24 protein-coding genes are annotated in these 21,580 nt (G+C 53.7%); 14 read left to right on the top strand and 10 right to left on the bottom strand.

The features are described from left to right. Positions 1-62 precede the first annotated feature (62 nt). On the top strand, positions 63-449 hold the full coding sequence (locus RHH81_RS13095; RefSeq protein ID WP_206200062.1) for an IS630 transposase-related protein: 387 nt from the start codon (positions 63-65) through the stop codon (positions 447-449). On the opposite strand, the gene RHH81_RS10090 is transcribed toward RHH81_RS13095, so the two are convergent. From RHH81_RS10090 to RHH81_RS10060, 7 genes are all read right to left on the bottom strand, one after another. Continuing rightward, positions 341-832 (bottom strand): hypothetical protein, encoded by a 492-nt coding sequence (locus tag RHH81_RS10090; protein WP_206200061.1) that lies wholly within the window; start codon positions 830-832, stop codon positions 341-343. The two genes, RHH81_RS13095 and RHH81_RS10090, sit on opposite strands and share 109 nt — an antisense overlap. Beyond that, the gene (locus RHH81_RS10085; RefSeq protein WP_399378998.1) at positions 820-1,644 is read right to left on the bottom strand and encodes a DNA-methyltransferase; all 825 of its coding nucleotides are present in this window, start codon (positions 1,642-1,644) and stop codon (positions 820-822) included. The genes RHH81_RS10090 and RHH81_RS10085 overlap by 13 nt, the downstream gene beginning before the upstream one ends. A gap of 247 nt (positions 1,645-1,891) precedes the next feature. Continuing rightward, positions 1,892-2,245, bottom strand: a complete 354-nt coding sequence (locus RHH81_RS10080; protein ID WP_149819118.1) for a DUF1257 domain-containing protein — start codon at positions 2,243-2,245, stop codon at positions 1,892-1,894. 120 nt (positions 2,246-2,365) lie between these two features. Beyond that, a complete protein-coding gene (locus RHH81_RS10075; protein WP_206201683.1) occupies positions 2,366-3,895 on the bottom strand; it encodes an AAA family ATPase in 1,530 nt (509 codons plus the stop codon). Between the two features lie 44 nt (positions 3,896-3,939). Further along, positions 3,940-4,263: a ribbon-helix-helix domain-containing protein gene (locus RHH81_RS10070; RefSeq protein ID WP_206200060.1), complete on the bottom strand. Its 324-nt coding sequence runs from the start codon at positions 4,261-4,263 to the stop codon at positions 3,940-3,942. A 132-nt stretch (positions 4,264-4,395) separates the two neighbouring features. Further along, positions 4,396-5,391: a methionyl-tRNA formyltransferase gene (fmt, locus tag RHH81_RS10065; protein ID WP_310742998.1), complete on the bottom strand. Its 996-nt coding sequence runs from the start codon at positions 5,389-5,391 to the stop codon at positions 4,396-4,398. Positions 5,392-5,427: 36 nt separating this feature from the next. Then, positions 5,428-7,692, bottom strand: coding sequence for a ribonuclease R family protein (locus RHH81_RS10060; protein WP_206200058.1), 2,265 nt, complete (start codon positions 7,690-7,692; stop codon positions 5,428-5,430). 221 nt (positions 7,693-7,913) lie between these two features. On the opposite strand from RHH81_RS10060, the gene acpP reads away from it, so the two are divergent. The 6 genes from acpP (at position 7,914) to RHH81_RS10030 (ending at position 13,106) form a co-directional block, all read left to right on the top strand. After that, complete coding sequence (acpP, locus tag RHH81_RS10055) at positions 7,914-8,159, top strand: acyl carrier protein (RefSeq protein WP_149819108.1); 246 nt, start codon at positions 7,914-7,916, stop codon at positions 8,157-8,159. A 4-nt stretch (positions 8,160-8,163) separates the two neighbouring features. Further along, positions 8,164-9,426, top strand: coding sequence for a beta-ketoacyl-ACP synthase II (fabF, locus tag RHH81_RS10050; protein ID WP_206200057.1), 1,263 nt, complete (start codon positions 8,164-8,166; stop codon positions 9,424-9,426). 35 nt (positions 9,427-9,461) lie between these two features. Continuing rightward, positions 9,462-11,456, top strand: coding sequence for a transketolase (gene tkt, locus RHH81_RS10045; protein WP_310742997.1), 1,995 nt, complete (start codon positions 9,462-9,464; stop codon positions 11,454-11,456). Positions 11,457-11,563: 107 nt separating this feature from the next. Continuing rightward, complete coding sequence (locus RHH81_RS10040) at positions 11,564-11,965, top strand: hypothetical protein (protein ID WP_206200055.1); 402 nt, start codon at positions 11,564-11,566, stop codon at positions 11,963-11,965. Positions 11,966-11,969: 4 nt separating this feature from the next. Further along, positions 11,970-12,380, top strand: coding sequence for a hypothetical protein (locus tag RHH81_RS10035; protein WP_190278265.1), 411 nt, complete (start codon positions 11,970-11,972; stop codon positions 12,378-12,380). A 180-nt stretch (positions 12,381-12,560) separates the two neighbouring features. Next, complete coding sequence (locus RHH81_RS10030; RefSeq protein WP_225901561.1) at positions 12,561-13,106, top strand: DUF3727 domain-containing protein; 546 nt, start codon at positions 12,561-12,563, stop codon at positions 13,104-13,106. Here RHH81_RS10030 and RHH81_RS10025 read toward each other — a convergent pair. After that, positions 13,103-14,500, bottom strand: coding sequence for an aminotransferase class I/II-fold pyridoxal phosphate-dependent enzyme (locus RHH81_RS10025; RefSeq protein ID WP_310742996.1), 1,398 nt, complete (start codon positions 14,498-14,500; stop codon positions 13,103-13,105). The genes RHH81_RS10030 and RHH81_RS10025 overlap by 4 nt on opposite strands. Positions 14,501-14,543: 43 nt before the next feature. Between RHH81_RS10025 and RHH81_RS10020 the strand changes: the two genes are divergently transcribed. Genes RHH81_RS10020 through RHH81_RS10005 form a run of 4 tightly spaced genes read left to right on the top strand, consistent with a single transcriptional unit; the run spans position 14,544 to position 17,351 of the window. After that, entirely contained in the window at positions 14,544-14,825 is a 282-nt protein-coding gene (locus tag RHH81_RS10020; RefSeq protein ID WP_011057702.1) for a helix-turn-helix transcriptional regulator, read from the top strand. Then, positions 14,818-15,069 carry a hypothetical protein gene (locus RHH81_RS10015; protein ID WP_302678207.1) on the top strand — a complete coding sequence of 84 codons (252 nt, stop codon included), beginning with the start codon at positions 14,818-14,820 and terminating at the stop codon, positions 15,067-15,069. Before RHH81_RS10020 ends, RHH81_RS10015 begins: the two co-directional genes overlap by 8 nt. Positions 15,070-15,117: 48 nt before the next feature. Next, entirely contained in the window at positions 15,118-16,110 is a 993-nt protein-coding gene (locus tag RHH81_RS10010; protein WP_310742995.1) for a pentapeptide repeat-containing protein, read from the top strand. A 44-nt stretch (positions 16,111-16,154) separates the two neighbouring features. Further along, positions 16,155-17,351, top strand: a complete 1,197-nt coding sequence (locus RHH81_RS10005; protein WP_310453757.1) for a GNAT family N-acetyltransferase — start codon at positions 16,155-16,157, stop codon at positions 17,349-17,351. On the opposite strand, the gene nrdR is transcribed toward RHH81_RS10005, so the two are convergent. Further along, the gene (gene nrdR / locus RHH81_RS10000; protein ID WP_206200049.1) at positions 17,348-17,836 is read right to left on the bottom strand and encodes a transcriptional regulator NrdR; all 489 of its coding nucleotides are present in this window, start codon (positions 17,834-17,836) and stop codon (positions 17,348-17,350) included. The genes RHH81_RS10005 and nrdR overlap by 4 nt on opposite strands. Before the next feature lie 119 nt (positions 17,837-17,955). Between nrdR and RHH81_RS09995 the strand changes: the two genes are divergently transcribed. The 3 genes from RHH81_RS09995 (at position 17,956) to RHH81_RS09985 (ending at position 20,996) form a co-directional block, all read left to right on the top strand. Beyond that, positions 17,956-18,087, top strand: a complete 132-nt coding sequence (locus RHH81_RS09995) for a hypothetical protein (RefSeq protein WP_302677689.1) — start codon at positions 17,956-17,958, stop codon at positions 18,085-18,087. Between the two features lie 306 nt (positions 18,088-18,393). Further along, positions 18,394-18,717: a hypothetical protein gene (locus RHH81_RS09990; protein ID WP_310742994.1), complete on the top strand. Its 324-nt coding sequence runs from the start codon at positions 18,394-18,396 to the stop codon at positions 18,715-18,717. A 140-nt stretch (positions 18,718-18,857) separates the two neighbouring features. Beyond that, positions 18,858-20,996: an EAL domain-containing protein gene (locus tag RHH81_RS09985; protein ID WP_310742993.1), complete on the top strand. Its 2,139-nt coding sequence runs from the start codon at positions 18,858-18,860 to the stop codon at positions 20,994-20,996. Between the two features lie 29 nt (positions 20,997-21,025). On the opposite strand, the gene RHH81_RS09980 is transcribed toward RHH81_RS09985, so the two are convergent. Next, positions 21,026-21,556 (bottom strand): YqhA family protein, encoded by a 531-nt coding sequence (locus RHH81_RS09980; protein WP_310742992.1) that lies wholly within the window; start codon positions 21,554-21,556, stop codon positions 21,026-21,028. Positions 21,557-21,580 lie beyond the last annotated feature (24 nt).

Below are 21,580 nucleotides of genomic sequence, written 5' to 3'. Positions count from 1 at the left end.
AGCTGTTTCCAAAGGGAGTGAGATATTTTCAAGAGGCATAGGCTATACTCAAAGCGTCATGAATGTTACTCAAGAATATGAGCTATAGCTTGGACTTACGAGAGCGGGTTGTCTCCTATATCAAGCAAGGTGGCAAAATCAGTGAAGCGACTCAAATTTTTCAGGTGAGCCGCGCCACTATCCATCGCTGGCTGAAGCGAGACGACTTAGCCCCCACAGTTGTCCCCCGTCGTCCTTGGAAGCTGGATTGGGCGGCCTTAGCAGCCGATGTTGCTGCCCATCCCGATGACCGTTTAATCGACCGTGCCCAGCGATTTGGCGTTCAAGTTTCCACCATTAGTTATGCCCTCGACCAGATGGGCATCACCCGCAAAAAAAACAGATACGTTACCAAGAACGGTGTGAGGCAGAGCGACAAGCGTATCAACAGCAGCTCGACACATGGGTAGAGAGTCACGGCGAGGAAACGGTGGTGTATATTGACTAGCCAAGGCTGCTCACTGATCGGGGTGATTCCTTGAATGACATTAGCGGTAATTCCCAATTCCCGTGTCAAAATTTGCGGCACGATCGCGATCGGATCCTGATCCGACCCTACTCTGCCACCGGGAAAATCCACCGTAACTCGCTGAACCCCCACCCGAAAGGTTAGCGGCAGGCAGATTAAATCCTTCCCTTGCAGCGGCAGGACAATCACCGAGTCCGCCTTTTCTACCCGCCAGTATTCTAGGGTTTCACCTGTGTCCGTCAACCACTTCTCGGCAATCAAGGTCACCCACTTGGATTGAATGCGTACCCGTTCATCGAGCGATCGCCAATTCACTGTTGCCACTCCTCAGGAACTTGGGCTATTTTCTCATGCCCTGTGGGGGCGTAGACCGGTCTGCCGAGGGGACGGTAGGGCAGGGTGCCATTTTCATAGGCCTGAATCCGCTGGCGAGCAATGTTGACATAAGTGGGTTCCTTTTCACAGCCCATCGCCCGCCGATTGTGCATTAGGGCAGCCAAGAGGGATGATCCCACCCCCATATAGGGGTCAAAGACCCAATCCCCTTCATGGCTGAGGGCGAGAACGCACCGCTCCACTAACTCAATGGGAAACTGGCAGGGATGCAATGTTTTTTCAGGATGATTGGACTTGACATTGGGAATATCCCACACCAGTTCTTGCCAATCCTGAAGAACGATTTCCCAGACATCGGATGGATTTTTGCCCAAGGGATTGCCCGAGGGTTTGCCCTTATTGGGACCTTTGAAATGGCGTTTCCCCGGATATTTGGCTGGAATACGCACGGCATCCAAATTAAAGATGTAGTGATCGGACTTCGTGAACCAGAGAATCGTTTCATAGCGGCCAGAAAAGCGCTTTGTGGAATGGAGACCATGGCCAAATTTCCAGATGATGCGATTGCGCAGCTTCAAACCCAACCGCTTGAACAGGGGATAAAACAAAATATCCAAGGGATACACCTCTCCCCCTTGAACAAAATTCCCCACTTGCCAGCACAAACTTCCCTCTGGCCGCAGCACTCGATATAGCTCGGCAATCACTTGGCTTTGGCTTTGGAGATAGTCCTCAATCGCCACCGGCGTTTCATAGGCCTTGCCGAGGTTGTAGGGCGGCGACGTAAAGATGAGCGTCATGGCCTTATCCGGCACCTGACGAATCACCTCACAGACATCTCCACTGGCAACGACTAGCTTAGCCTCTGGAGAAAAACGCTCTTGAATGTGCTGGCCAGAACTCAATAACTATAAGCCATCCTTCCCTGTACCGCCAAAATACCATATTCGTAATCCTGAGATAAAAAAAGAGGCCGACCCCTAGGGAGTCAGCCAGCGGATTACTTGGGAACGCGCGCTAGACAGTACAAAGCAATTGGCAACAGGATTAGCTATGCACCACAAGCTTGACGTTGGCGTTCTGAAGGCCAGGACGCTTCACCTCAGCCAAGGTTTTGTTGATGGCATATTTTTGGTTGATCGAGTTGATCAGCTCCGTTTGGTTGTGTTTTTTGGCCACACCCCAGAGGTCAGCAATCAGATCAAAGGTGCCATCAGCATTGCGAGACCAGCCCAGATCATACTCGCCATCGAGGACAGCGACGATGTCAGAGCGAACACGTTGGCCATTGTAGCCACGCACATCGGCATTGGTTTTCACCGTAATGCCCAGATCCCGCAGGGACGCTTTCAAGATTTCAGCATCGGTAATTTTCGTACGCAGGGTGCTGAAGTGAGACATGTGGATTTCCTCCAGATTGAGACAGAAACATTGGACTGAATGAACCACAATTTATGGCGAACCAAACCCCTGTGGTCGGGTCTTTCTCCCATCTGCGCAGGGCAGACAGAAGGAAGCTTGTCAAAACTCCAGTCGCTGGTATTCAGCCACTGAAGCAGCCGCCGGACGCGCCCGTTGGCGTGCCCAATCACGCAGTGCCGTGACCTGCTCTTGCATCGTCTTGGAAAGGGGTTGAGTGGCACGGCTAGCGGCAATAATGTCTAACTGGGTAAACTCACGCCCTTGAGCAAAGGCTTCGTACATGGCAGCAATGATGGCCTGCTCAATCTCGGCACCTGAAAAGCCATCACAGATATTGGCGAGTTGCTCGAGGTCAAAGCGATCAATGTCGCGGCGGCGCTTGGTGAGGTGAATGCGAAAGATTTCCTTGCGCTCCTCGGCATTGGGCAAATCCACAAAGAAAATTTCGTCAAAGCGACCTTTGCGCAAAAATTCACCGGGGAGCCGTTCGACGCGGTTGGCTGTCGCCAAGACAAAGACGGGAGACTTTTTCTCCTGCATCCAAGTGAGGAAGGAGCCAAAGATCCGGCTTGAGGTACCGCCATCGGAGTCCGAGGAGCCTGCTCCGCCCGCAAAGGCCTTGTCCATTTCATCAATGAAGAGAATGGCAGGGGAGATCGATTCAGCGGTTTTCAGGGCATTGCGCAAATTCGCTTCCGATCGCCCCACCATTGAACCGTCATAGACGCGCCCCATATCAAGGCGCAGCAACGGCAAGCCCCAAAGGCGGGAGGTGGTTTTGGCAATCAGGGACTTCCCACAGCCGGGGACCCCCAAAATTAACATCCCCTTCGGTTGCGGTAAGCCGTATTCACGCGCCTTTTCACTGAAGGCGTTGGAGCGTTGGCGTAACCAGACTTTCAGTTCCTCTAGACCGCCGACCGAATCAATGGTTTCATCCACTTCCATATACTCGAGGATGCCATTGCGGCGGATGAGTTGCTTTTTCTCAGAGAGGATGATGTCCACTTCGGCTTCCGTAAGGCGCCCAGCGGTCACTTTGGCTTTGCGAAAGACTTTTTCAGCTTCATCCCGCGTCAGGCCAAGGGTGGCTTTGACGAGTTTTTCCCGTACTTCAGGGGTGAGGCGGCGATTGCGGGGATCCAGTTGCTCCCCGAGAACCTGATCTAGTTCGTTGATACTGGGTAGGGGGTAGTCAACGACAACGATTTCTTTTTCCAGTTCGACAGGAATCCGCTGCGCTGCTTCTGGGGACATGAGAATAATGGTTTTGTGGCTGCTTTTGAAGCTGGCGATCGCGTCCCGTAAAGAACGAGTCACAGGGGGCGAATCAATGAAGGGGTGCAAATCCTTGAAGACGTAGATGCCCGGTTCCCGTTGGTGAACAACCCATTGAATGGCAGCTTCCGGCGAGACAGTGTTGTGGTGACTGTTGTTGCGGGGATGGCCATACTCGACCATGCCGTGGGTCACTGTCCAGATGTAGAGCTTGCGGGGAGACCGCCCTTGAGGCCCGACTTGACTTTGGGCAATGGTGGCGATCGCCTGCTCAGCCCGCTCTTCTTCAGAGGTCAGGAGGTAGATCAACGGATATTGCGCTTGGATGAGGATACTCAATTCTTCTTGCACAGCAATCACCTCCTTCTTTCAAGGCTGACCCAACACCCCCGCCACTAGCGGGCAGACACCAACTCGACGGAGAGCGAAGGAACACTGAGGCTGTCGTCATCAATCACTGTGGGCTGATTGACCAAGGCCGTTAGCTCATCCCCCCGCAGGACAAGGGCACTAGCACACTCTGGGCAGTGGTAAACCCGATGCACATTGCCATGCTTTTGCTCGGCATATTCCGCCAGTACGTCTGGGTGAGCCAGCAGAAATTCAATGGCACGTTCAGCAAGGGTGGACATCGTTTCCTGCTCGACGACAGCGGCAATCTTGAGCTGGCGGTGCACATCGGGGGATAGATACAACGTAACCTTTTGCTTATCTTCCATAGGGGTTAGAGACGTACCTAGGTATGTGTGCCAGTGTAGTGAGCCGATCCGAGGGGTGTCAAGGTGAAATGCTGTCAAAACGGCAAAATCGTAACATTTAGTTACATTAAGCCCCGCGTGCTTAAAACTCAGTTACAGGGCTGAGGGCATCATATCGAATTGAGTGGCGATCGCCAGCCGTACCCCATTGACAAAATCCCACCCCGATTGGGCTTTGCGACCACTCAAGTGCACTTGACTCAGCAGCAGGCGACCCTTGCCCGTCTGTACCACGGGGCCCCATCCCTTAATTAGCTCTACCACCGTACCCGGGGCGGAAGCTGCCTCAGGCTCACAAACAAAAGACTGTAAAGGTTCCGGTAATTCGGCCCTCACTTCGGGCACCAATGGCCACGTTTGCAGCAGTTTCAAGGGGGTGTCTTGCCACTGGGTATAGGCATAGGGGTAAAAGGCGCGCACTTGGTTGTGAAGGGCTAGGGCCGATCGCCCCCAATCAATGGCATAGTCACTTTTTTGAATGAGCGGTGCGTAGGTAGCCTCAGCGTCGTTTTGGGGTTCGGGTTGAAGCTGTGGCAGTTGCTGCAAGGTTTCTAGTAGGAGGTCGGCACCGATGTCACTGAGCTTGGCACTGAGGGTAGCAGCGTTATCTCCTAGATGAATCGTTACTTTGCGCTTCAGGAGCATTGGGCCTGTGTCCATACCCGCATCCATGCGCATCGTCGTCACGCCGGTTTCCCCTTCGCCATGGTAGAGTGCCCACTGAATGGGAGCGGCACCGCGATACTTCGGCAGCAGCGAGCCGTGGATGTTGATGCAGCCGTAACGGGGAATCTCAAGGATCGACGGGGGCAGGATTTGACCGTAGGCCACCACCACAAAGACATCAGCGCCTAGCGATCGCAAGACCTCAGGCAGCTCTGGATCCCGACGCAGACGTTCCGGCTGCCAAACTGGTAACCCGTGACAAAGGGCTAAGGCCTTGACCGGAGAAGGCGATAATTGGTTGCCCCGTCCCCGTCGGCGATCGGGCTGGGTGACCACCCCCAACACTTGATAGGTCTCTGTTTCCAGCAGCCGTTGTAGCGGCGCAAGGACAAACTCCGGTGTGCCAAAATAAATGATTTTCAATCGCTGCCCACTCCCTGCAAAACGTCAACTGCTGGTTTAGAGAGTCTCAGGAGCGTCATCCTCAGAAGGGGTGAGGGCTTCCCCACCATCACTAGCGCCGTTCAGATCTTCTTCCGTCGCTTGGGAGCCACCACTAATGACCGCCAAATCCACCTGCTGGCGGTAGGAATCCACATTTTTAATCAGGACTTCCACGCGATCGCCCAAGCGGTAGCGCAAGCGGTTACGCCGACCCGTCAAGGTTTGGGCATGGGCACGGTATTCATACCAGTCATCCTTGAGGGAGCTGACGTGGACTAAGCCCTCAACATTAAAGTCAATCAGTTCCACAAAGAAGCCATAGGACTGCACGCCGGTAATAATGCCCGAACGCACTTCGCCGATGCAGGCTTGGACTTGGCGCACCCGTTGCAAGCCCACCAAATCTTTCCATGCGGCGTAGGTTTGCCGCTCCCGCTCTTGGAGGTGAGGGGCTAATTCATTAACCAGGGTGTCCACTTCCCGCTGGGTATCGGTGGTGAAGACGGTCCAATTCACCTGCTCCAAGCAACTGGATTCGCCAAGATTGACGCGCTCTTTTGCCCGTGGCCCGCGGCGATCGCGCCCTTCCGTCAGGAGAATGTGCAAAATGCGCTGATTCACAATGTCAGTGTAGCGTTGGAGGGGTGAGCAGAAATGGCCATAGCCCTCGCCAGTGGCCAAACTAAAGTGGAGCAGCGCCACGGCGGCATCGCTGGCGGGTTTGAGTTTATCGAGCAACAGTTCCTGCAACACGGCTGCCAGATCCGAGGTGGCCAATTGTGCCATAAAGCGCTGACAGTCGCGGGGCGTGACCTGCGCGGGATTGTCTAGGCTCAAGGGCAAGTTGAGATTTTGGCAGAGCTTGAGAAAATCCTGCACGGCATAGAGTTCGGGCACAGGCTGCGTGCGGTAGAGAGCCGGTACCCCCAACTTCGCCAAATGACGGGCAAGGAGTTCATTGGCAAGGATCACTAAGCTTGTCCAAGGGGTGACCCTCGGTAGGGGAATGGCGGGGGCGAGACCCTCATCGGCATAGGCAAGGCTCAGGGCATCCGCTGGGGTGACTTCAATACTCCCCCGTGCCTGTCGTTGCTGACTCACGGCATTGGCAAGGTGAATCAGGGCACGCAACCAATCACCGGAACTATCCCCTAGGGCAAGGGTGGCCGCCACCTGCTCACTGGTGACACAGGCATCAACGCGGATACAACTGCGGTAAATTCTGTAGGACTGAACTTCACCGGCATTGTTGATCACCATCAGCAGCGAAATGGCAGCGCGATCGCCCCCCGGCAGCAAGCGCAACCTCTCCAATTCCTGCGGCAAGAGGGGCAAACTCAGTTCAGGGGTGGCGAGGGTCATACCCTGACGGCGAGCAGTGCGATCCAGCAGTTCATCACGGGGGAGCAATCCCCCCACATCGCTAATGTGAATCCCCAACTGCCAGAGATTTTGCTCGAGGGCATCGAGGGAAAAGGCCACTTGGGGTTCTTGGCCGGGAGCCACTAAGGTAATGGTGACCAGTTCCCGCAAGTCTTGGCGATCGCTCAAGTCCAAGGTTTCCAACTGGGCATTTAAGGTGGCGGCTGCTGTCCGCAGGGCGGGGCTAAATTGGCGGACAAGATTATGTTTGCAGCAAATCAAGTCCAAAGCAGGTGCCGATTGGGCATCACTCCCTAGGATCTGGCCAATTTCCCCCGTCGGCAGGTACCCCCCCAAGGGATAGCGGCGAATGTTCACATGCACCAGTTGATCCACCACCGTGGATAGATCGGGGACGAGGTCATTGGGTTCAAGGGCAATTTCAAAGAGCAGGCGATCGTCGAGGGGTGTGGCCCGAAACCCATCTTCGGTCTGTTTCACCCGGGCAATCACCGAGGGGTTTCCCCGCTCAAGGATCAGTTTCACTTCCCCCTCTGGAGATTTCTTGCGGCGGCCTTCACGGGTGACCCGCACCAGCACGCGATCGCCATTCCAAGCAGTGCTGAGTTGATGCTCGCGCACAAAAATATCTTCGGCACCCTCGGTATCCTGAATCGCAAAGCAAAACCCTTTGCTGGAGCAGCGCAGCCGCCCTTCAATCAAGCCATCATCACTGGCGCGGCGATACTTGCCCCGTTCTTTAATAAGCAGACCAATGCGTTCTAGGGCATCGAGGGCAATTTCCAGTTCTCGCTGGCTCTCAGGATCGTCACAGCCGAGTTTTTTTTCGAGAACCTTGGGGGCAACAAATTTATCTTCGCTAAAGTTGGCAAGCAGACTGGCAATCGTAAAATGCATCGGCAACTCGGTGAAGGGAGGGCAATAGTGGATGTAGCGTTGTTGGTGTCAAGTATCCAAACTGTAGCTTATCACAGTTGCGGAAGCATCCTAGGGGATCCCCAATCTGTCCTATAATTATGGCGCGTTGATTCTGGGCACGAAACATCCTAGATTTGAGGAATGGCGATCGCCCGCATCAATTACTGTTCTCAATCGTTGTCCATCCGGTTAAGGCATCTATGAATCAGTCTGAAATTCTCGAAAAAGTAAAAGCCATTGTTGCCGATCAACTCAGTGTTGATGCAGAAAAAGTTGTGCCCGAAGCAAGTTTTGCCGAGGATCTCAATGCTGACTCCCTTGACTCCGTGGAGTTGATCATGGCACTTGAGGAAGCGTTTGGTGTGGAAATTCCCGACGAAGAGGCGGAAAAACTGAAAACCGTCCAAGATGTCCTTGACTTTATCAACAATAAGGTAGCTGCATAGATCCATGGCAAAGGCGCACCAAAAACGGGTCGTTGTCACGGGGATGGGGGCAATTACCCCCCTCGGCAACACCCTTGCGGAGTATTGGGAAGGGTTAATGGCCGGTCGCAACGGCATTGATTACATCACGGCTTTTGATGCCAGTCGTCATGACTGCCGCATTGCGGGTGAGGTGCGTGGCTTTGATCCCACCCTCTACATGGATCGCAAAGATGCCAAACGCATGGATCGCTTTGCTCAATTTGCCGTGGCTGCCAGTAAGCAAGCCCTTGCAGATGCCCAATTGACGATTGACGAGGGCAATGCCACTGACATTGGCATCATTATTGGTACGGGTGTGGGCGGGCTAAAGGTGATGGAGGATCAGCAGGAGGTCTATCTCACCAAGGGGCCCGATCGCTGTAGTCCCTTTATGATCCCGATGATGATTGCCAATATGGCCGCCGGACTCACCGCCATTCACACCGGTGCCAAAGGCCCCAATTCCTGTTCCGTGACCGCCTGTGCAGCGGGTTCCAATGCCATTGGCGATGCCTTCCGCATGGTGCAGCACGGTTATGCCAAGGCGATGATCTGTGGCGGTACTGAGGCAGCGATTACTCCCCTATCGGTGGCGGGTTTTGCGGCAGCCCGTGCCCTGTCCACCCGCAATGATGACCCCCACCATGCCAGCCGTCCCTTTGACCTCAACCGCGATGGCTTTGTCCTTGGGGAAGGGGCAGGCATCTTGATCCTTGAAGAATTGGAATTTGCCCTTGCCCGGGGGGCACGCATCTATGCAGAAATGGTGGGCTATGGCTTGACCTGTGATGCCTACCACATGACTGCTCCCTCACCGGGGGGAGAAGGGGCGGCCCGTGCCATTGAAGCCTGCCTCAAGGATGGGGAGATTGCCCCGGATCAGGTGAGCTATATCAATGCCCACGGTACAAGCACCCCCGCCAACGACAGTACGGAAACTGCCGCCATTAAACGTGCCCTTGGTGAGGAAAATGCCCGTCGCGTTCCCGTGAGTTCGACAAAATCCATGACGGGGCACCTCCTAGGGGGGTCAGGGGGTATTGAGGCGATCGCAACGGTGATGGCAGTTGCCCACGATCGCATCCCCCCTACAATTAACTTGGAGCAACCGGATCCTGCCTGCGATCTGGACTATGTTCCCCATCAGAGCCGGGCTTGTCCGGTGACGGTGGCTTTGTCCAACTCCTTTGGCTTTGGTGGGCACAACGTGACGTTGGCCTTCCGCAAATTTACTCCCGATCGTTAACTGTCTGCTGCAAACCCAATTAGAGAGAGAAAGCAATGCCTGCGGTGACTCAATCCCTTGATGAACTCTGTATTAATGCGATTCGTTTCCTAGCGATCGATGCGGTGCAAAAGGCCAACTCCGGGCACCCCGGCCTACCCATGGGGGCAGCACCCATGGCCTATGTGCTGTGGAACCAGTTCATGCGGTTTAACCCCAAAAATCCGCAGTGGTTCAATCGCGATCGCTTTGTCCTTTCGGCGGGTCATGGCTGTATGTTGCAGTATGCCCTGCTCTACCTCACGGGCTACGACAGCGTCACCATCGAGGACATTAAACAGTTTCGCCAATGGGGATCGCGCACACCCGGTCACCCGGAAAACTTTGAAACCCCCGGTGTGGAGGTGACCACAGGCCCTCTCGGTCAAGGGATTTGTAACGCCGTTGGCTTAGCAGTGGCGGAAGCCCATTTAGCGGCTCGCTTCAACAAGCCCGATGTCAAACTAGTGGATCACTACACCTACGTTATCCTTGGCGATGGCTGCAACATGGAGGGCATCTCCGGCGAAGCCTGCTCCCTTGCGGGTCACTGGGGCTTAGGCAAACTCATTGCCCTCTACGACGATAACCACATTTCCATTGACGGTTCCACCGACATTGCCTTTACAGAGGATGTCTGCAAGCGCTTTGAGGCCTATGGTTGGCACGTGCAGCACGTCGCCGATGGCAATACGGATCTTGCGGGCATTGCCAAAGCCATTGAAGCGGCCAAAGCCGTAACCGATAAACCTTCACTCATTAAAGTCACCACTACCATTGGCTATGGTTCCCCCAACAAAGCCAACACCGCTGGGGTGCACGGCGCTGCTCTTGGGCCTGAGGAAGTCAAGCTCACCCGCGAAAACCTTGGCTGGAACTATGAGCCTTTTGTTGTCCCCGAGGATGTCCTCAACCACTTCCGCAAAGCCGTGGAGCGCGGTGCTAGCTATGAAGCGGAGTGGAACCAAACCCTCGCCACCTATCGCCAAAAGTATCCTGAGGAGGCTGCCGAATTTGAACGGCTGCTGCGGGGTGAGCTGCCCGCCAACTGGGATGCCAATCTGCCGAGCTACACTCCTGAAGATAAGGCTGTGGCCACCCGCAAGCATTCGGAAATTTGCCTGAACGAGATCGCCCCCAATCTGCCGGAACTCATTGGCGGTTCTGCCGACTTGACCCACTCCAACCTCACCGAACTCAAGTGCTCCGGTGACTTCCAAAAAGGCCAGTACCAAAATCGCAACATTCGCTTTGGCGTACGGGAACACGGCATGGCCGCCATCTGCAACGGCATTGCTCTCCACAATTCCGGCTTGATTCCCTACTGTGCCACTTTCTTGGTCTTTGCCGATTACCTGCGGCCTGCCCTGCGCCTCTCAGCCCTCTCCCAAGCGGGGGTGATCTATGTGATGACCCACGACTCCATTGCTCTTGGTGAAGATGGCCCTACCCACCAACCCGTGGAAACCTTGGCCTCATTGCGTGCCATTCCCAACCTACTGGTGATCCGTCCTGCCGATGGCAATGAAACCTCGGGTGCCTACCAAGTGGCCGTCCAACGCCGCAAACAGCCAACCCTCTTGGCACTGACGCGGCAAAATGTCCCCAACTTGGCCGGTACCTCTGCGGCCAATGTCGCCAAAGGTGCCTACACGCTGGTAGATTGTGCAGGGACACCCGATTTGATCCTGATTGGCACCGGTTCAGAAGTCTCCCTCTGTGTCAAGGCTGCTGAAACCCTGACGGCCAGTGGCAAGAAGGTGCGGGTCGTGTCCATGCCCTCTTGGGAACTGTTTGAGGAGCAATCCCCTGAGTACAAAGCCAGTGTGCTCCCTGCGGGGGTAAAACGCCTTGCTGTAGAAGCGGCTTCGAGTTTTGGTTGGTGCCGCTATGCCGATGCAACGGTGTCGATCGAGCGCTTTGGTGCCTCGGCTCCCGGTAACGTCCTCATGGAGAAATTTGGCTTCACGGTGGACAATGTGGTGGCCAAGGCCAATGCCCTGCTTGGCTAAGTTGCCGGTGGTACGCCTTTAGACGGAAAATATCAATAGATGCTCAGGGTGGGGGGTATAACTCTCTGCCCTGTTTTGCTTTTTTTGAGTTTTTTTGAGAACGCCCTATGCCACGTCGTCGGAAAAAATTTCCCTGCGGCCACCAAGGCTATGGTCAGGTTTGCCACTACTGCGCTCAGTTGATCCAAGCAAAAGCTCTAGAGGTAGCAGAACGGGAACAGGCACGACTGGCACGGCAGGAGTGGGAGGCCACCTTTGCCAAGGATGTGGTGGATCTACAGGGATTGCCCAAGTGGATTGTCCTCAAAGCCCGCCAAGTGATTGCAGAACTCCTTGCAGGGGCCGACTATCGCCAGTTCAAGGGCAAGCGCCTGAATCACGATCGCCGCATTATTAGTATTCCCCTGAGCTATGACTATCGCCTCATCTGCTATGACACGGGCGATCGCATTGAACCCCGTAGTGTGCTCTCCCACGAAGCCTACAATGTCAAAAAACCCCTCGCTTAGTCTCATGACGGCCAACACAGATCATCCTTGGTATGCAGCGGCACAACTGATTCAACCGGCACTGATTCGCCTGCTTGATCATCTGCGGCGATCGCTAGAAACTTCCCCTTGGCAGGGCACCTATGAAACCGTTGAGATTCCCTGTGGTGAAGCCGAACCACAAATTCTCTACTGGCTGCACTTACGTCAGGGCGATCGCCAAGAGCGGGTGAACCTGTGGGAGCTGTGCTACCAAATTTGTTTTCAGCAGTACACCCCAGAACTCGACTACAGCGGCATCCATGACTTTCAGGTGGGGGAGGTGCAAGCTGACCTCAGCCTCTTTGACCCTGCTGGGGAGGTGGACTGGCACAAGCTCGATCAGAAGGCAGCACAGGTGGTTGCCGCCCTATTTGCCGGCTTAGATCCCCCTTAATTTTAATTTTTTGTAGAAAATTAACCAAGGCTGCCACAGGGAATGCCCCACGGCGACCCGCTGCATGGTATGCTCCAATGCCATAGGGAATCTTTTTACCGAAGCAGCATGGGTTCAAACTATCAAAACCAGCAAAACAGTAATGAGCAGCCCTGGGAGGAGGAAGACTTCGAGGAGGAGATGGAGCAACTCCGCCTTTACGATGATGACGGTCGCTTCCTCGACTGCTACATCGAGTTTCGTCTGAATGTGCAAGGGGAAACCTATGCGCTGCTGCGGCCAGTGGACTATCCCGTAGAAATTTTTGCGGTCGTGGTCGAAAACGACGAGGAAGAAACCTTGGTGCCCCTAGAGGAGCAGGAAATTGATGCGGTCTTTGATACAGCCCGTGCCATCCTTGAAGAACAAAACCTCACCCTCAAGCGCACTGCACTGACCCTCACCGTAGCGGGTGAACTACCGGATCTGGATGAAGATGAGATTCTCACGGTTGAAGTGGAAGCCGATGATGACATTGAGGAGTATCAACCCCTCGGCAGTAGCTTCTTTTGCGGTACGCGAGAATACAGCGTTTATACGCCCCTGAGTCCGACCCTGTACGTTGCCCGTCTTGTCCCCGGTCAAGAACCTGAACTCCTCTCTCCCCAAGATTTTCAACACCTGCAACCCCTCTTGGAACAGCATTTGGTGAGCCATCTCATTGAAGAGGAGGACTGGGAAGACTAGACCCTACAGATTCTTAGGGTTTGTAGCGTAGGATCGGCAGCCCCCACGATCTCTGCCCCCAGCTCTTGGAGGGTTTGCAAGGTTTCAATCACTGATGCAGTGATCCGTTCCCCGGCGATAACAGCGGGAATTCCCGGTGGGTAGGGGGAGAGTGTCTCGGCGCTAATCTCATTTAAGGCCGCCTTGAGGGGAACCGATGCCTGTGGGCAAAAGTAGGCGTCCCGTGGTGAGAGCGTAGGTTCTTCAAGGTTAGGGATTGGGGGGATGGCCAGTGGTGGCAGAGGGGCATGGTAGCAGTATTCGGCGCAAACACTTTTTAGGCGATCGGCCAAGATTTCGAGCATTGTTTGGCTGGTACCGAGGCCAAGGCAAAAGGTGAGCGATCGCCCGCTGGGAAATTCAGCAATGATCTGCGGTTGCAACAGCTCATCTAGGGCAAACCCCGTCAGACCGATCGACCACGTCCCTAGGGTCAATCGCAGCGGATCCTGAGGGATGCCTGTGGGCTGCCAGCGCGGCAAAGGCCATTCAGAGGTCTTAACCCACTGGAGAAGTCGGGCGTAGATTTGCTCTCCCTGCTCAGCCATCTGCACCCCCGCCCGCTCAAGGGCTGCCAAAAACCAATAGCTGGGACTGGTGGTTTGCACGAGGTTCAGGGCTTGACTCAAGCGCTCAGGAGACACCCGCTCCCCCTTCAGATGCAGCACTGCCGTTTGGGTTAACGTGCCGAGGGTTTTGTGCCACGACTGCACCACCACATCTGCGCCTGCGGCCAAAGCAGCTACCGGAAAGGCGGGATGATAGGCAAAATGACTGCCGTGGGCTTCATCGACAATGAGGGGCAAACCGTGGTCATGGACGCACTGAGCAATCTCGACCAAGGGTGAGCAAAGGCCTTCATAGGTGGGACTGACAAGCACAACCGCCTTGGTATCGGGATAGGCAGCCAAGCCGGCGGCAACCACATCACGGGTAATGGGCAACGGCAGCCCCCACTGGGGATCAACCGCGACTCCCAAATAGACGGGCTTCGCCCCCGTTAACACCAGTCCCGCAATCACTGAGCGGTGGACATTGCGCCCCACAAGAACGCGATCGCCCGGCCCTACCGTGGCTAGAAGTGCGGCTAAAAGACCACTGGTGGCACCATTCACCAAAAACCAAGCGCGATCGCTCCCCGCCGTCGCCGCTACCGCCGCCTGTGCCTCTGCCAGCACTCCTGTTGGCTGCGCCAAATTATCAAGGCCGGGCAACTCACTTAAATCTTGGGCTAAGGCCATTCCCCAAAGGGCACGCAACAGCGGTTCCATGCCTCGACCCCGTTGATGGCCGGGCGTGTGTAAGGGAATCGTGTGGTTTTGGGCTAAAAGAGCAGCAAGGAGAGAAATCGTCAACTAGAATGAGTATAAGGGTCTAAGTAATTATACGGATTTAGGGATGTCTATACCGCAAGACGATCGGTTGGAGTATTCACTGCTGTCGGAGCGTGAGCTACAGGTGTTGGAGCTTGTGGCGGCGGGGCTAACCAACCAAGACATTGCCGCCAAACTAGACATCAGCAAGCGTACGGTAGATAACCATATCAGTAATATTCTGATGAAAACAAAATCAGAAAATCGTGTGGCACTTGTGCGCTGGGCTTTAGCGTGGGGTAAAGTTTGCTTGAATGATGTCAATTGTTGTGCACTGCCCACCCCCCCTACCCAGCCCCATGAGTGAACGTGTGTACTACAATCCCCGCCTGCCACTGGCCGTCTATCGTGAGCTGGCTGCCCACTTGCAGTTACTTGATGGGATTTCTGTGCGGCTGTTGCCCCAAACCTGTTCCCGCTTTGACTACGAATTGAGCCAAATTGAAGGCATTGCCGTGACTTGGCCGCCAACGCCAAACATGCAAGCACGCTGTGAGGAGATTCTCCAACACTATGGACTGCAGTATGGGGACTGGCAGGGTTCACTATAGGTATGGTATTGCTGGAATGCCAATGCTGCTCCCTGCTGGAGACTAACGATGGAATCCGCAGAATTGCTCGCCTGCTATGCCAAGGGTCAAACCAATTTTCAAACTGTGAATCTGACTGGCCTCAATCTGGTTGGCGCCGATTTAATCGGCATTGATTTGCGGGGTGCTAGTTTACAGGGGGCACACTTGCAGTTCTGTCATTTTGGCCGTGCTGATTTTAGTTATGCTCTGTTGACGGGAGCACGCTTGGAAGGATGCAACTTTACCCAAGCAGTTTTTAACGATAGCCATTTTCGTGATGCCCAATGTCATGGTTGCGTTTTTGATCGCGCCAATTTGCAGGGGGCAGATCTCACATTGGCGGTTTTTCGCGACTGCAACTTCCTGAGTAGTGACTTGCGACAGGTGAATTTAAGCCATACGGTTTTGGCTGGCTCCTGTCTGCGCAGTGCTAACTTTCGCAAAGAGAACTATCAGGAGGGGGCAAGTCTGGTGGGTGCAGATCTCCGCCAAGTCGATCTCCAAGGAACGAATTTGGCAGGAGCGGATTTATCACGGGCTAACCTCAAGGGAGCCAATCTCAAGGAGGCCAACCTTAATGCCGCCAACCTGACCCAAGCCAATTTGGCAAATACCAATCTTCAGGGGGCGATTCTCACCCGTGCCATTCTCTATGAGGCGAATCTGGTGGGAAGCAACTTACGGCAGTCGCGGCTGGCTCAAGCAGACCTGCGGGGAGCGATTCTCACGCAAGCGGATTTAAGTCAAGCGATTCTCTCTGAGGCGCGGCTTGATGATGCCCAAGCTCAAGGGGTGAACTTGCGGGAAGCGGTTTTGAATAAGGCGGATTTGCGGCGTACGGATCTCACCGGGGCGGATTTGCAAGAAGCTCGCCTCATTGATGCCTACCTAGCCCGCACGAATCTCAAGGGTGCCAATTTACGTCAAGCCAACCTAATGCGTGCTGATCTCAGTAGTGCCCTGTTGCTGGAGGCTTGCTTGGAGCAGGCATTAATGCCCGATGGCAGTGTCTTTATCTAAAGCACTTGCTATAGTACAACAGAGACGCAGTTTCCCTGAGGGGTATGGCAGAGTTTGCAGCGGCACTGGCACCGGAGCTAACGATTCAGTGGGTGAATGCGATCGCCAGCGTTCCCGAGGAGCAGTGGGATGCTCTTGCGTTGCCCCTAGAAACCCCCTTCTTTGAATGGGAATGGCTGCACCAAATTGAAGCCTCTGGCAGTGCAACGCTGCAAACCGGTTGGCTCCCCCATCATCTCTTGGTTTGGCGCGATCGCCAAGGTCAGCGGGAACTGGTCGCTGCCGCTCCCCTCTATGTCAAAGGCCACAGTCAAGGGGAATTTGTCTTTGATCACCAATGGGCAGAGCTGGCGGCGCGGTTGGGCATTCGCTATTATCCGAAGCTGCTGGGGATGGCGCCCTTTACGCCGGCGGTGGGCTATCGCTTTCTCATGGCCGAGGGAGTGGATGTGGCTCTGATGACCAAGGTGATGCTCCACGAAATTGATCGCCTCTGTCAGCGTCACCGTTTTTCCAGTTGCCACTTTCTCTACGTCGATCCCCAATGGCAACCCGCTGCCGAAGCCTACGGTTATCGTGCGTGGCTCCACCACAGTTACATTTGGCAAAATCGCAACTATCAGACCTTTGACGACTATTTGGCGGACTTCAATGCCAACCAACGCCGCAACATCAAGCGGGAACGCAAGGCCGTGGCTCAAGCGGATCTCACGTTTCGAGTTCATCAGGGGGATGAGGTCAGCCGCAGCCTGTTGCGACAGATGTACGATTTCTATGCCGATACCTGCGACAAATTTGGCTGGTGGGGCAGCAAGTATCTAACACGGCAGTTTTTTGAAGCCCTCAGCGATCGCTATCGTCACCGCGTGGTGCTCTTTGCTGCCTATCCCAGCAATGGCGGTCAGCGTCCCATTGCCATGTCGTTTTGTATTACCAAGGGAGCCAATCTCTACGGTCGCTATTGGGGCAGTGTCCAGGAGATTGATTGCCTGCACTTCAATGCCTGTTACTATGAACCCATTGAATGGGCGATCGCCAACGGCATTCAGCGCTTTGATCCGGGGGCGGGCGGACGCCATAAAAAACGGCGGGGCTTCCCAGCGACGCCCAACTACAGCCTGCACCGCTTCTATGCACCGCAGTTAGCGCAAATTTTTGATCACTACATTGACCAGATCAATGACGAGGAGCAGCGGCTCATTGACACAATTAATGCCGACTTACCGATGAAGCAGCGCTAAGACTGGGAGGCCGTCACCAACTCTGGTGAAGCAGGGGTCTCTTGGAGATGGGCTAATTCGGCAACAAAATCACTAATCCCTTGGAACTGGCGATAGACCGAAGCAAAACGAACATAGGCCACTTCACTAAGATGACGCAGCCGTTGGAGTGCTGCTTCCCCCAATTCAGCGCTGGTGACTTCGCGGCGCGATCGCAACTGCAAATCCGCCTCAATATCATCTACGAGGGCTTCAATTTTTTGTTGGGGAATGTTGGTTTTGCCACAGGCGGTCATGATGCCCCGCAACAATTTTGAGCGATCAAAGGACTCGCGATCGCCATTGCGTTTAATGACCGTAATAGGAACGTACTCAATCCGCTCGTAGGTGGTGAAGCGACGGCTACATTGGAGGCACTCTCGACGCCGCCGAATACTCTGCCCCCCCTCTGCCGATCGAGACTCTAGAACCCGACTATCCGTATGGTGGCAATAGGGACACTGCATAGGGATCCCCGCTTATTTAGGCACCTGAGAGTATCATAGCCGATTCTTTCGAGCGATTAACATGCGCAAGGGCTGCGACAGCGTTTGTTAGGCTAGGGGTATCCATCGGGTATCCTGCCATGACCGATCCAAACCCCCAAAAGAAACGTAATCAACCCACGATCATTAACGTCGAGCCAGAAAATTTACTCCTCATTGCTGCCCTAAGCCTCTTTATTCCGCTGGTGATTGTGGGCTTTTTTGCGCACTAGGCTGAAAACACCAACCGCCTTGCCGTTATCGTTCTGAAAAGAGTTTCGTTGCAACGACCCCTCAATGGCCGCAAAAAAGCCTAGGAGACCCTAAGGATTGACTATAAAAAATGTTAAGAATTATAAAGATAAGAGCAAAGGACGAGTCTAATCAATAAAAAAGCAGCAAGAAATTAAAGAAAAATTTAGAACATTCCCTAGGATAGTGTAGCCTAAGCAACCCCTTTTCCCCGAGGTGCGTGGTAGGTTTTGAATGAAGCCAAAATTTTTCTATTGTTGCCTTGGCAAAGCAGGCGTCAAGTAATTATGGTACACCTATCCATTTCCCAAATTTATTACCTACGGCATCTACTGCGCCAGTATGCGCCAATGCTCAAGCCTGTGATTGCTGAAGGGGCAGCACAGGTGGCTACGGCAGAAGCGGATCTGGGCGCTGTACTGGAGAGTCTTTATCCCGAGGCTGAGGAGTTGGCAACCGCCACCGAACAGTTGAGTCGGCTACTTCTTTTACATCAGAAAAAAAACCTCCTCTCTAGTGAGCAATATGAGGCAATTGTGCAGCAAATTTTCTGGATCTTGGGATTAAAATATACCTCACCAGAGGTGGGGCAACAATTAGATATTGCTTAACCAGTCAGGTTAGAAAATACAAAAATCTGCGGGGTTTGCAACGAATGATGTCGAAGGAGGCTCCAAGGGGAAGGGGTCTTTCTAGTGCCATTGGCTGGCTTCAGCTGTTATTTCCCAAACACCAAAGCTAGGATAGGATTATGGAGCACGATGCCTCGTTTTTGTTTCCTCAATTCGGTCGGCCAATCATGGGTGGGCAGGCGGGCTATGGATTTGACTTTTCAGCCAGTGCAGACCCCTACGAGTTGCTGCGGGGGGTTTGTGCCCGTTTACCTCTGCTGATCCTGTTCTATGACAATGAAGGGCAGATTTACTCCATCAACCAAGAGGTCACGACCCAATTGGGATGGGATATAGCAGATTTACTGTCGCAGGACTTTTTGAGTCAATGCTTTCCCGATTCAGAGACCCAGCGGCAAATTCACTATTGGATGATTCATGCTCCTAGCGGTTGGCAGGAGGTACCTGTCCATGGTGCAGATGGCCAAGTCCGAGAGGTGATCTGGGCTTTTGTGCGGTTTCCCAATGGCGCAGGCCTGATCTGCGGCTACAACATCACGGATATAAAGTTAACCCAAGCAGCGTTGCTGGAAACCAGCGATCGCTACGCGTTGCTCACCCGTGGCATCAATGATGGCATCTGGGACTGGAACTTGACGACCAATGAGACGTTTTATTCCTCGCGCTGGAAAAATATTCTCGGCTATCAGGATCACGAAATTGGCAACCACATTGACGATTGGCTCAAGCGGATACACCCCCAAGATGTTGAGCGGGTCAAATTGAATTTAATGCTCCATGTGCGCGGCCAAACCCCCCATTTCCACCAAGAGTTTCGCATTCAACATCGCAACGGCTCTTATCGCTGGGCGTTGGCACGGGGGCTGGTGTTGCGGGATGCCTACGGGAATGCCACGCGGGTTGCAGGTTCTCTGACCGATTTGACGGAACATGGCCTTGCCGAGGCACAGTTGCTCCATGATCCCCTCCATGACTCGCTGACGGGGCTAGCCAATCGCACGCTCCTCTTTGACCGCATTGAACAGGCAGCTCGCCATGGTCGGCGTCGTCCCGACTACAAGTTTGCCATTTTGTTCATTGACATTGATCGGTTCAAGGTCATTAACGACAGCCTCGGCCACAGTTGCGGTGACTTGATTTTGATTGAATTGGCCAATCGCCTCACCCGAATTGTGCGCCCCGATGACACCGTGGCTCGTATTGGCGGCGATGAGTTTGTGATTTTGCTGGATGATATTCGTGACAACAACGATGCTTTGGGGGTGTGCGATCGCATTCGCTGTGAACTCGATAAACCCTTTATGGTCAAAGATCAACCAATTACGCTGCGGGTGAGTATCGGCGTGGCCACGCGATCGTCCCACATTGAAAAAGCAGAAAACTACTTGCGCAATGCCGATATTGCCATGTATCGTGCCAAGCTGGCGGGGGGCAATCGCTATCAAGTCTTTAGTGAAGAAATGCATTTGATGGCGCGCGATCGCCTCTCCCTTGAAGTGGGGTTGCGCCAAGCTATTGAGCGGGATGAATTTACCCTCTTTTATCAGCCCATCTATCGTCTTAGTGATAATCGTCTCTACGGTTTTGAAGCCCTGATTCGCTGGCAACATCCCACCCAAGGTTTATTACTGCCCGATCGCTTCATTCCCCTTGCTGAGGAAACGGGACTGATTTTGCCTATTGGCGATTGGGTGATCTGGCGGGCTTGCCGCGATCTTCAGCACTGGCACGAGCAATTTCCCCAGTGTCAGTTGTCTGTGAATGTGAATTTATCGAATCGGCAACTGATGTACCCTGCCCTTTTGGAGCAAATCTCAGCCGCCTTGGCGCAAACCCAGATTCCCCCCCATTGCCTGCACCTCGAAATGACCGAAAGTGTAGGCATTGATCAGCCCGATCAGGTGCGCGACATATTACTTAAACTCAAGGCTCAAGACATCAAGCTCAGCCTCGATGACTTTGGCACGGGTTATTCTTCCCTGTGCTACTTGACCAATCTTCCCATTGACATCCTCAAAGTGGATCGCAGCTTTGTGAAGCTGATCACCGAAACTAGCCAAAAACACCTCGTCATTGATGCCATTGTCAGCCTTGCCAAGGGATTGGAACTAGAAGTGATTGCCGAAGGGGTGGAGCATCCCTATCAAGTGACGCGACTGCGGGAACTGGGCTGTGACTATGCCCAGGGCTATTATTTCTCGCAACCCCTGAGTATTGAGCAGGTGGATGCCCTGTTGGCGCAGATTCATGCTACTTAGAAACACCATTTCTTGGAGACCCTAAGCATCTAGTGATGGGCTTCTGAACTGACGCGGTACATCAAGTATGTGCTGATGGCAATAATCAGAATTGCGGTGGCCAGATAGAGTAGGTCAAGGGGCGTTTTGACATTGAAGGCAATCAGTTGCTTAAAGAAAGTCACCACCAGAGCCATGACGATTGTTTTTAGCAGTTTATCCTTAAGCTGATCTAAGCTCTGAGCCTGCATCAGGGAAATATCAGTGGCGCGATCGCGAGCCAGACCCGCATCAATTTTAGAAATAAACAGTTCATAGATACCGAGGGCAAACAGCAACAAAATAATGCCAATTAAATACAAATCAATACCCGTGATGATGTAGCCAAGGGTTTTGATATAAATTGTGGAATCCCCATAATTGCGAAATTGGATGCCCAGCCCTAAAAGAATTTCATGACTGCCGAGAATAAATAGAGCAAAGGTACTGAGTAGGCTAAAAATGACGGGAATAATGACAAAAAGACGGAAATACCAGAGAAAAGGCTCAACAAGCCTCTCCAGTTGGGATAATCTTCGCATTACCAAGAGCACCAAAAGCTCCTA

This window comes from Thermosynechococcus sp. PKX95 (assembly GCF_031583295.1).
Taxonomy (GTDB): domain Bacteria; phylum Cyanobacteriota; class Cyanobacteriia; order Thermosynechococcales; family Thermosynechococcaceae; genus Thermosynechococcus.
The sequence above is the reverse complement of the archived record's forward strand: the minus strand, read 5'-3'. Positions and strand labels throughout refer to the sequence as shown.

What these genes read in the sequence shown, in the direction of transcription:
- RHH81_RS13095 (WP_206200062.1), top strand. Translation starts at nt 63, where the DNA reads ATGTTACTCAAGAATATGAGCTATAGCTTGGACTTACGAGAGCGGGTT.
- RHH81_RS10085 (WP_399378998.1), bottom strand. Translation starts at nt 1,644, where the DNA reads ATGACGCTCATCTTTACGTCGCCGCCCTACAACCTCGGCAAGGCCTAT.
- RHH81_RS10080 (WP_149819118.1), bottom strand. Translation starts at nt 2,245, where the DNA reads ATGTCTCACTTCAGCACCCTGCGTACGAAAATTACCGATGCTGAAATC.
- RHH81_RS10070 (WP_206200060.1), bottom strand. Translation starts at nt 4,263, where the DNA reads ATGGAAGATAAGCAAAAGGTTACGTTGTATCTATCCCCCGATGTGCAC.
- RHH81_RS10060 (WP_206200058.1), bottom strand. Translation starts at nt 7,692, where the DNA reads ATGCATTTTACGATTGCCAGTCTGCTTGCCAACTTTAGCGAAGATAAA.
- acpP (WP_149819108.1), top strand. Translation starts at nt 7,914, where the DNA reads ATGAATCAGTCTGAAATTCTCGAAAAAGTAAAAGCCATTGTTGCCGAT.
- fabF (WP_206200057.1), top strand. Translation starts at nt 8,164, where the DNA reads ATGGCAAAGGCGCACCAAAAACGGGTCGTTGTCACGGGGATGGGGGCA.
- tkt (WP_310742997.1), top strand. Translation starts at nt 9,462, where the DNA reads ATGCCTGCGGTGACTCAATCCCTTGATGAACTCTGTATTAATGCGATT.
- RHH81_RS10040 (WP_206200055.1), top strand. Translation starts at nt 11,564, where the DNA reads ATGCCACGTCGTCGGAAAAAATTTCCCTGCGGCCACCAAGGCTATGGT.
- RHH81_RS10035 (WP_190278265.1), top strand. Translation starts at nt 11,970, where the DNA reads ATGACGGCCAACACAGATCATCCTTGGTATGCAGCGGCACAACTGATT.
- RHH81_RS10030 (WP_225901561.1), top strand. Translation starts at nt 12,561, where the DNA reads ATGGAGCAACTCCGCCTTTACGATGATGACGGTCGCTTCCTCGACTGC.
- RHH81_RS10020 (WP_011057702.1), top strand. Translation starts at nt 14,544, where the DNA reads ATGTCTATACCGCAAGACGATCGGTTGGAGTATTCACTGCTGTCGGAG.
- RHH81_RS10015 (WP_302678207.1), top strand. Translation starts at nt 14,818, where the DNA reads ATGAGTGAACGTGTGTACTACAATCCCCGCCTGCCACTGGCCGTCTAT.
- RHH81_RS10010 (WP_310742995.1), top strand. Translation starts at nt 15,118, where the DNA reads ATGGAATCCGCAGAATTGCTCGCCTGCTATGCCAAGGGTCAAACCAAT.
- RHH81_RS10005 (WP_310453757.1), top strand. Translation starts at nt 16,155, where the DNA reads ATGGCAGAGTTTGCAGCGGCACTGGCACCGGAGCTAACGATTCAGTGG.
- nrdR (WP_206200049.1), bottom strand. Translation starts at nt 17,836, where the DNA reads ATGCAGTGTCCCTATTGCCACCATACGGATAGTCGGGTTCTAGAGTCT.
- RHH81_RS09995 (WP_302677689.1), top strand. Translation starts at nt 17,956, where the DNA reads ATGACCGATCCAAACCCCCAAAAGAAACGTAATCAACCCACGATCATT.
- RHH81_RS09990 (WP_310742994.1), top strand. Translation starts at nt 18,394, where the DNA reads ATGGTACACCTATCCATTTCCCAAATTTATTACCTACGGCATCTACTG.
- RHH81_RS09985 (WP_310742993.1), top strand. Translation starts at nt 18,858, where the DNA reads ATGGAGCACGATGCCTCGTTTTTGTTTCCTCAATTCGGTCGGCCAATC.
- RHH81_RS09980 (WP_310742992.1), bottom strand. Translation starts at nt 21,556, where the DNA reads ATGCGAAGATTATCCCAACTGGAGAGGCTTGTTGAGCCTTTTCTCTGG.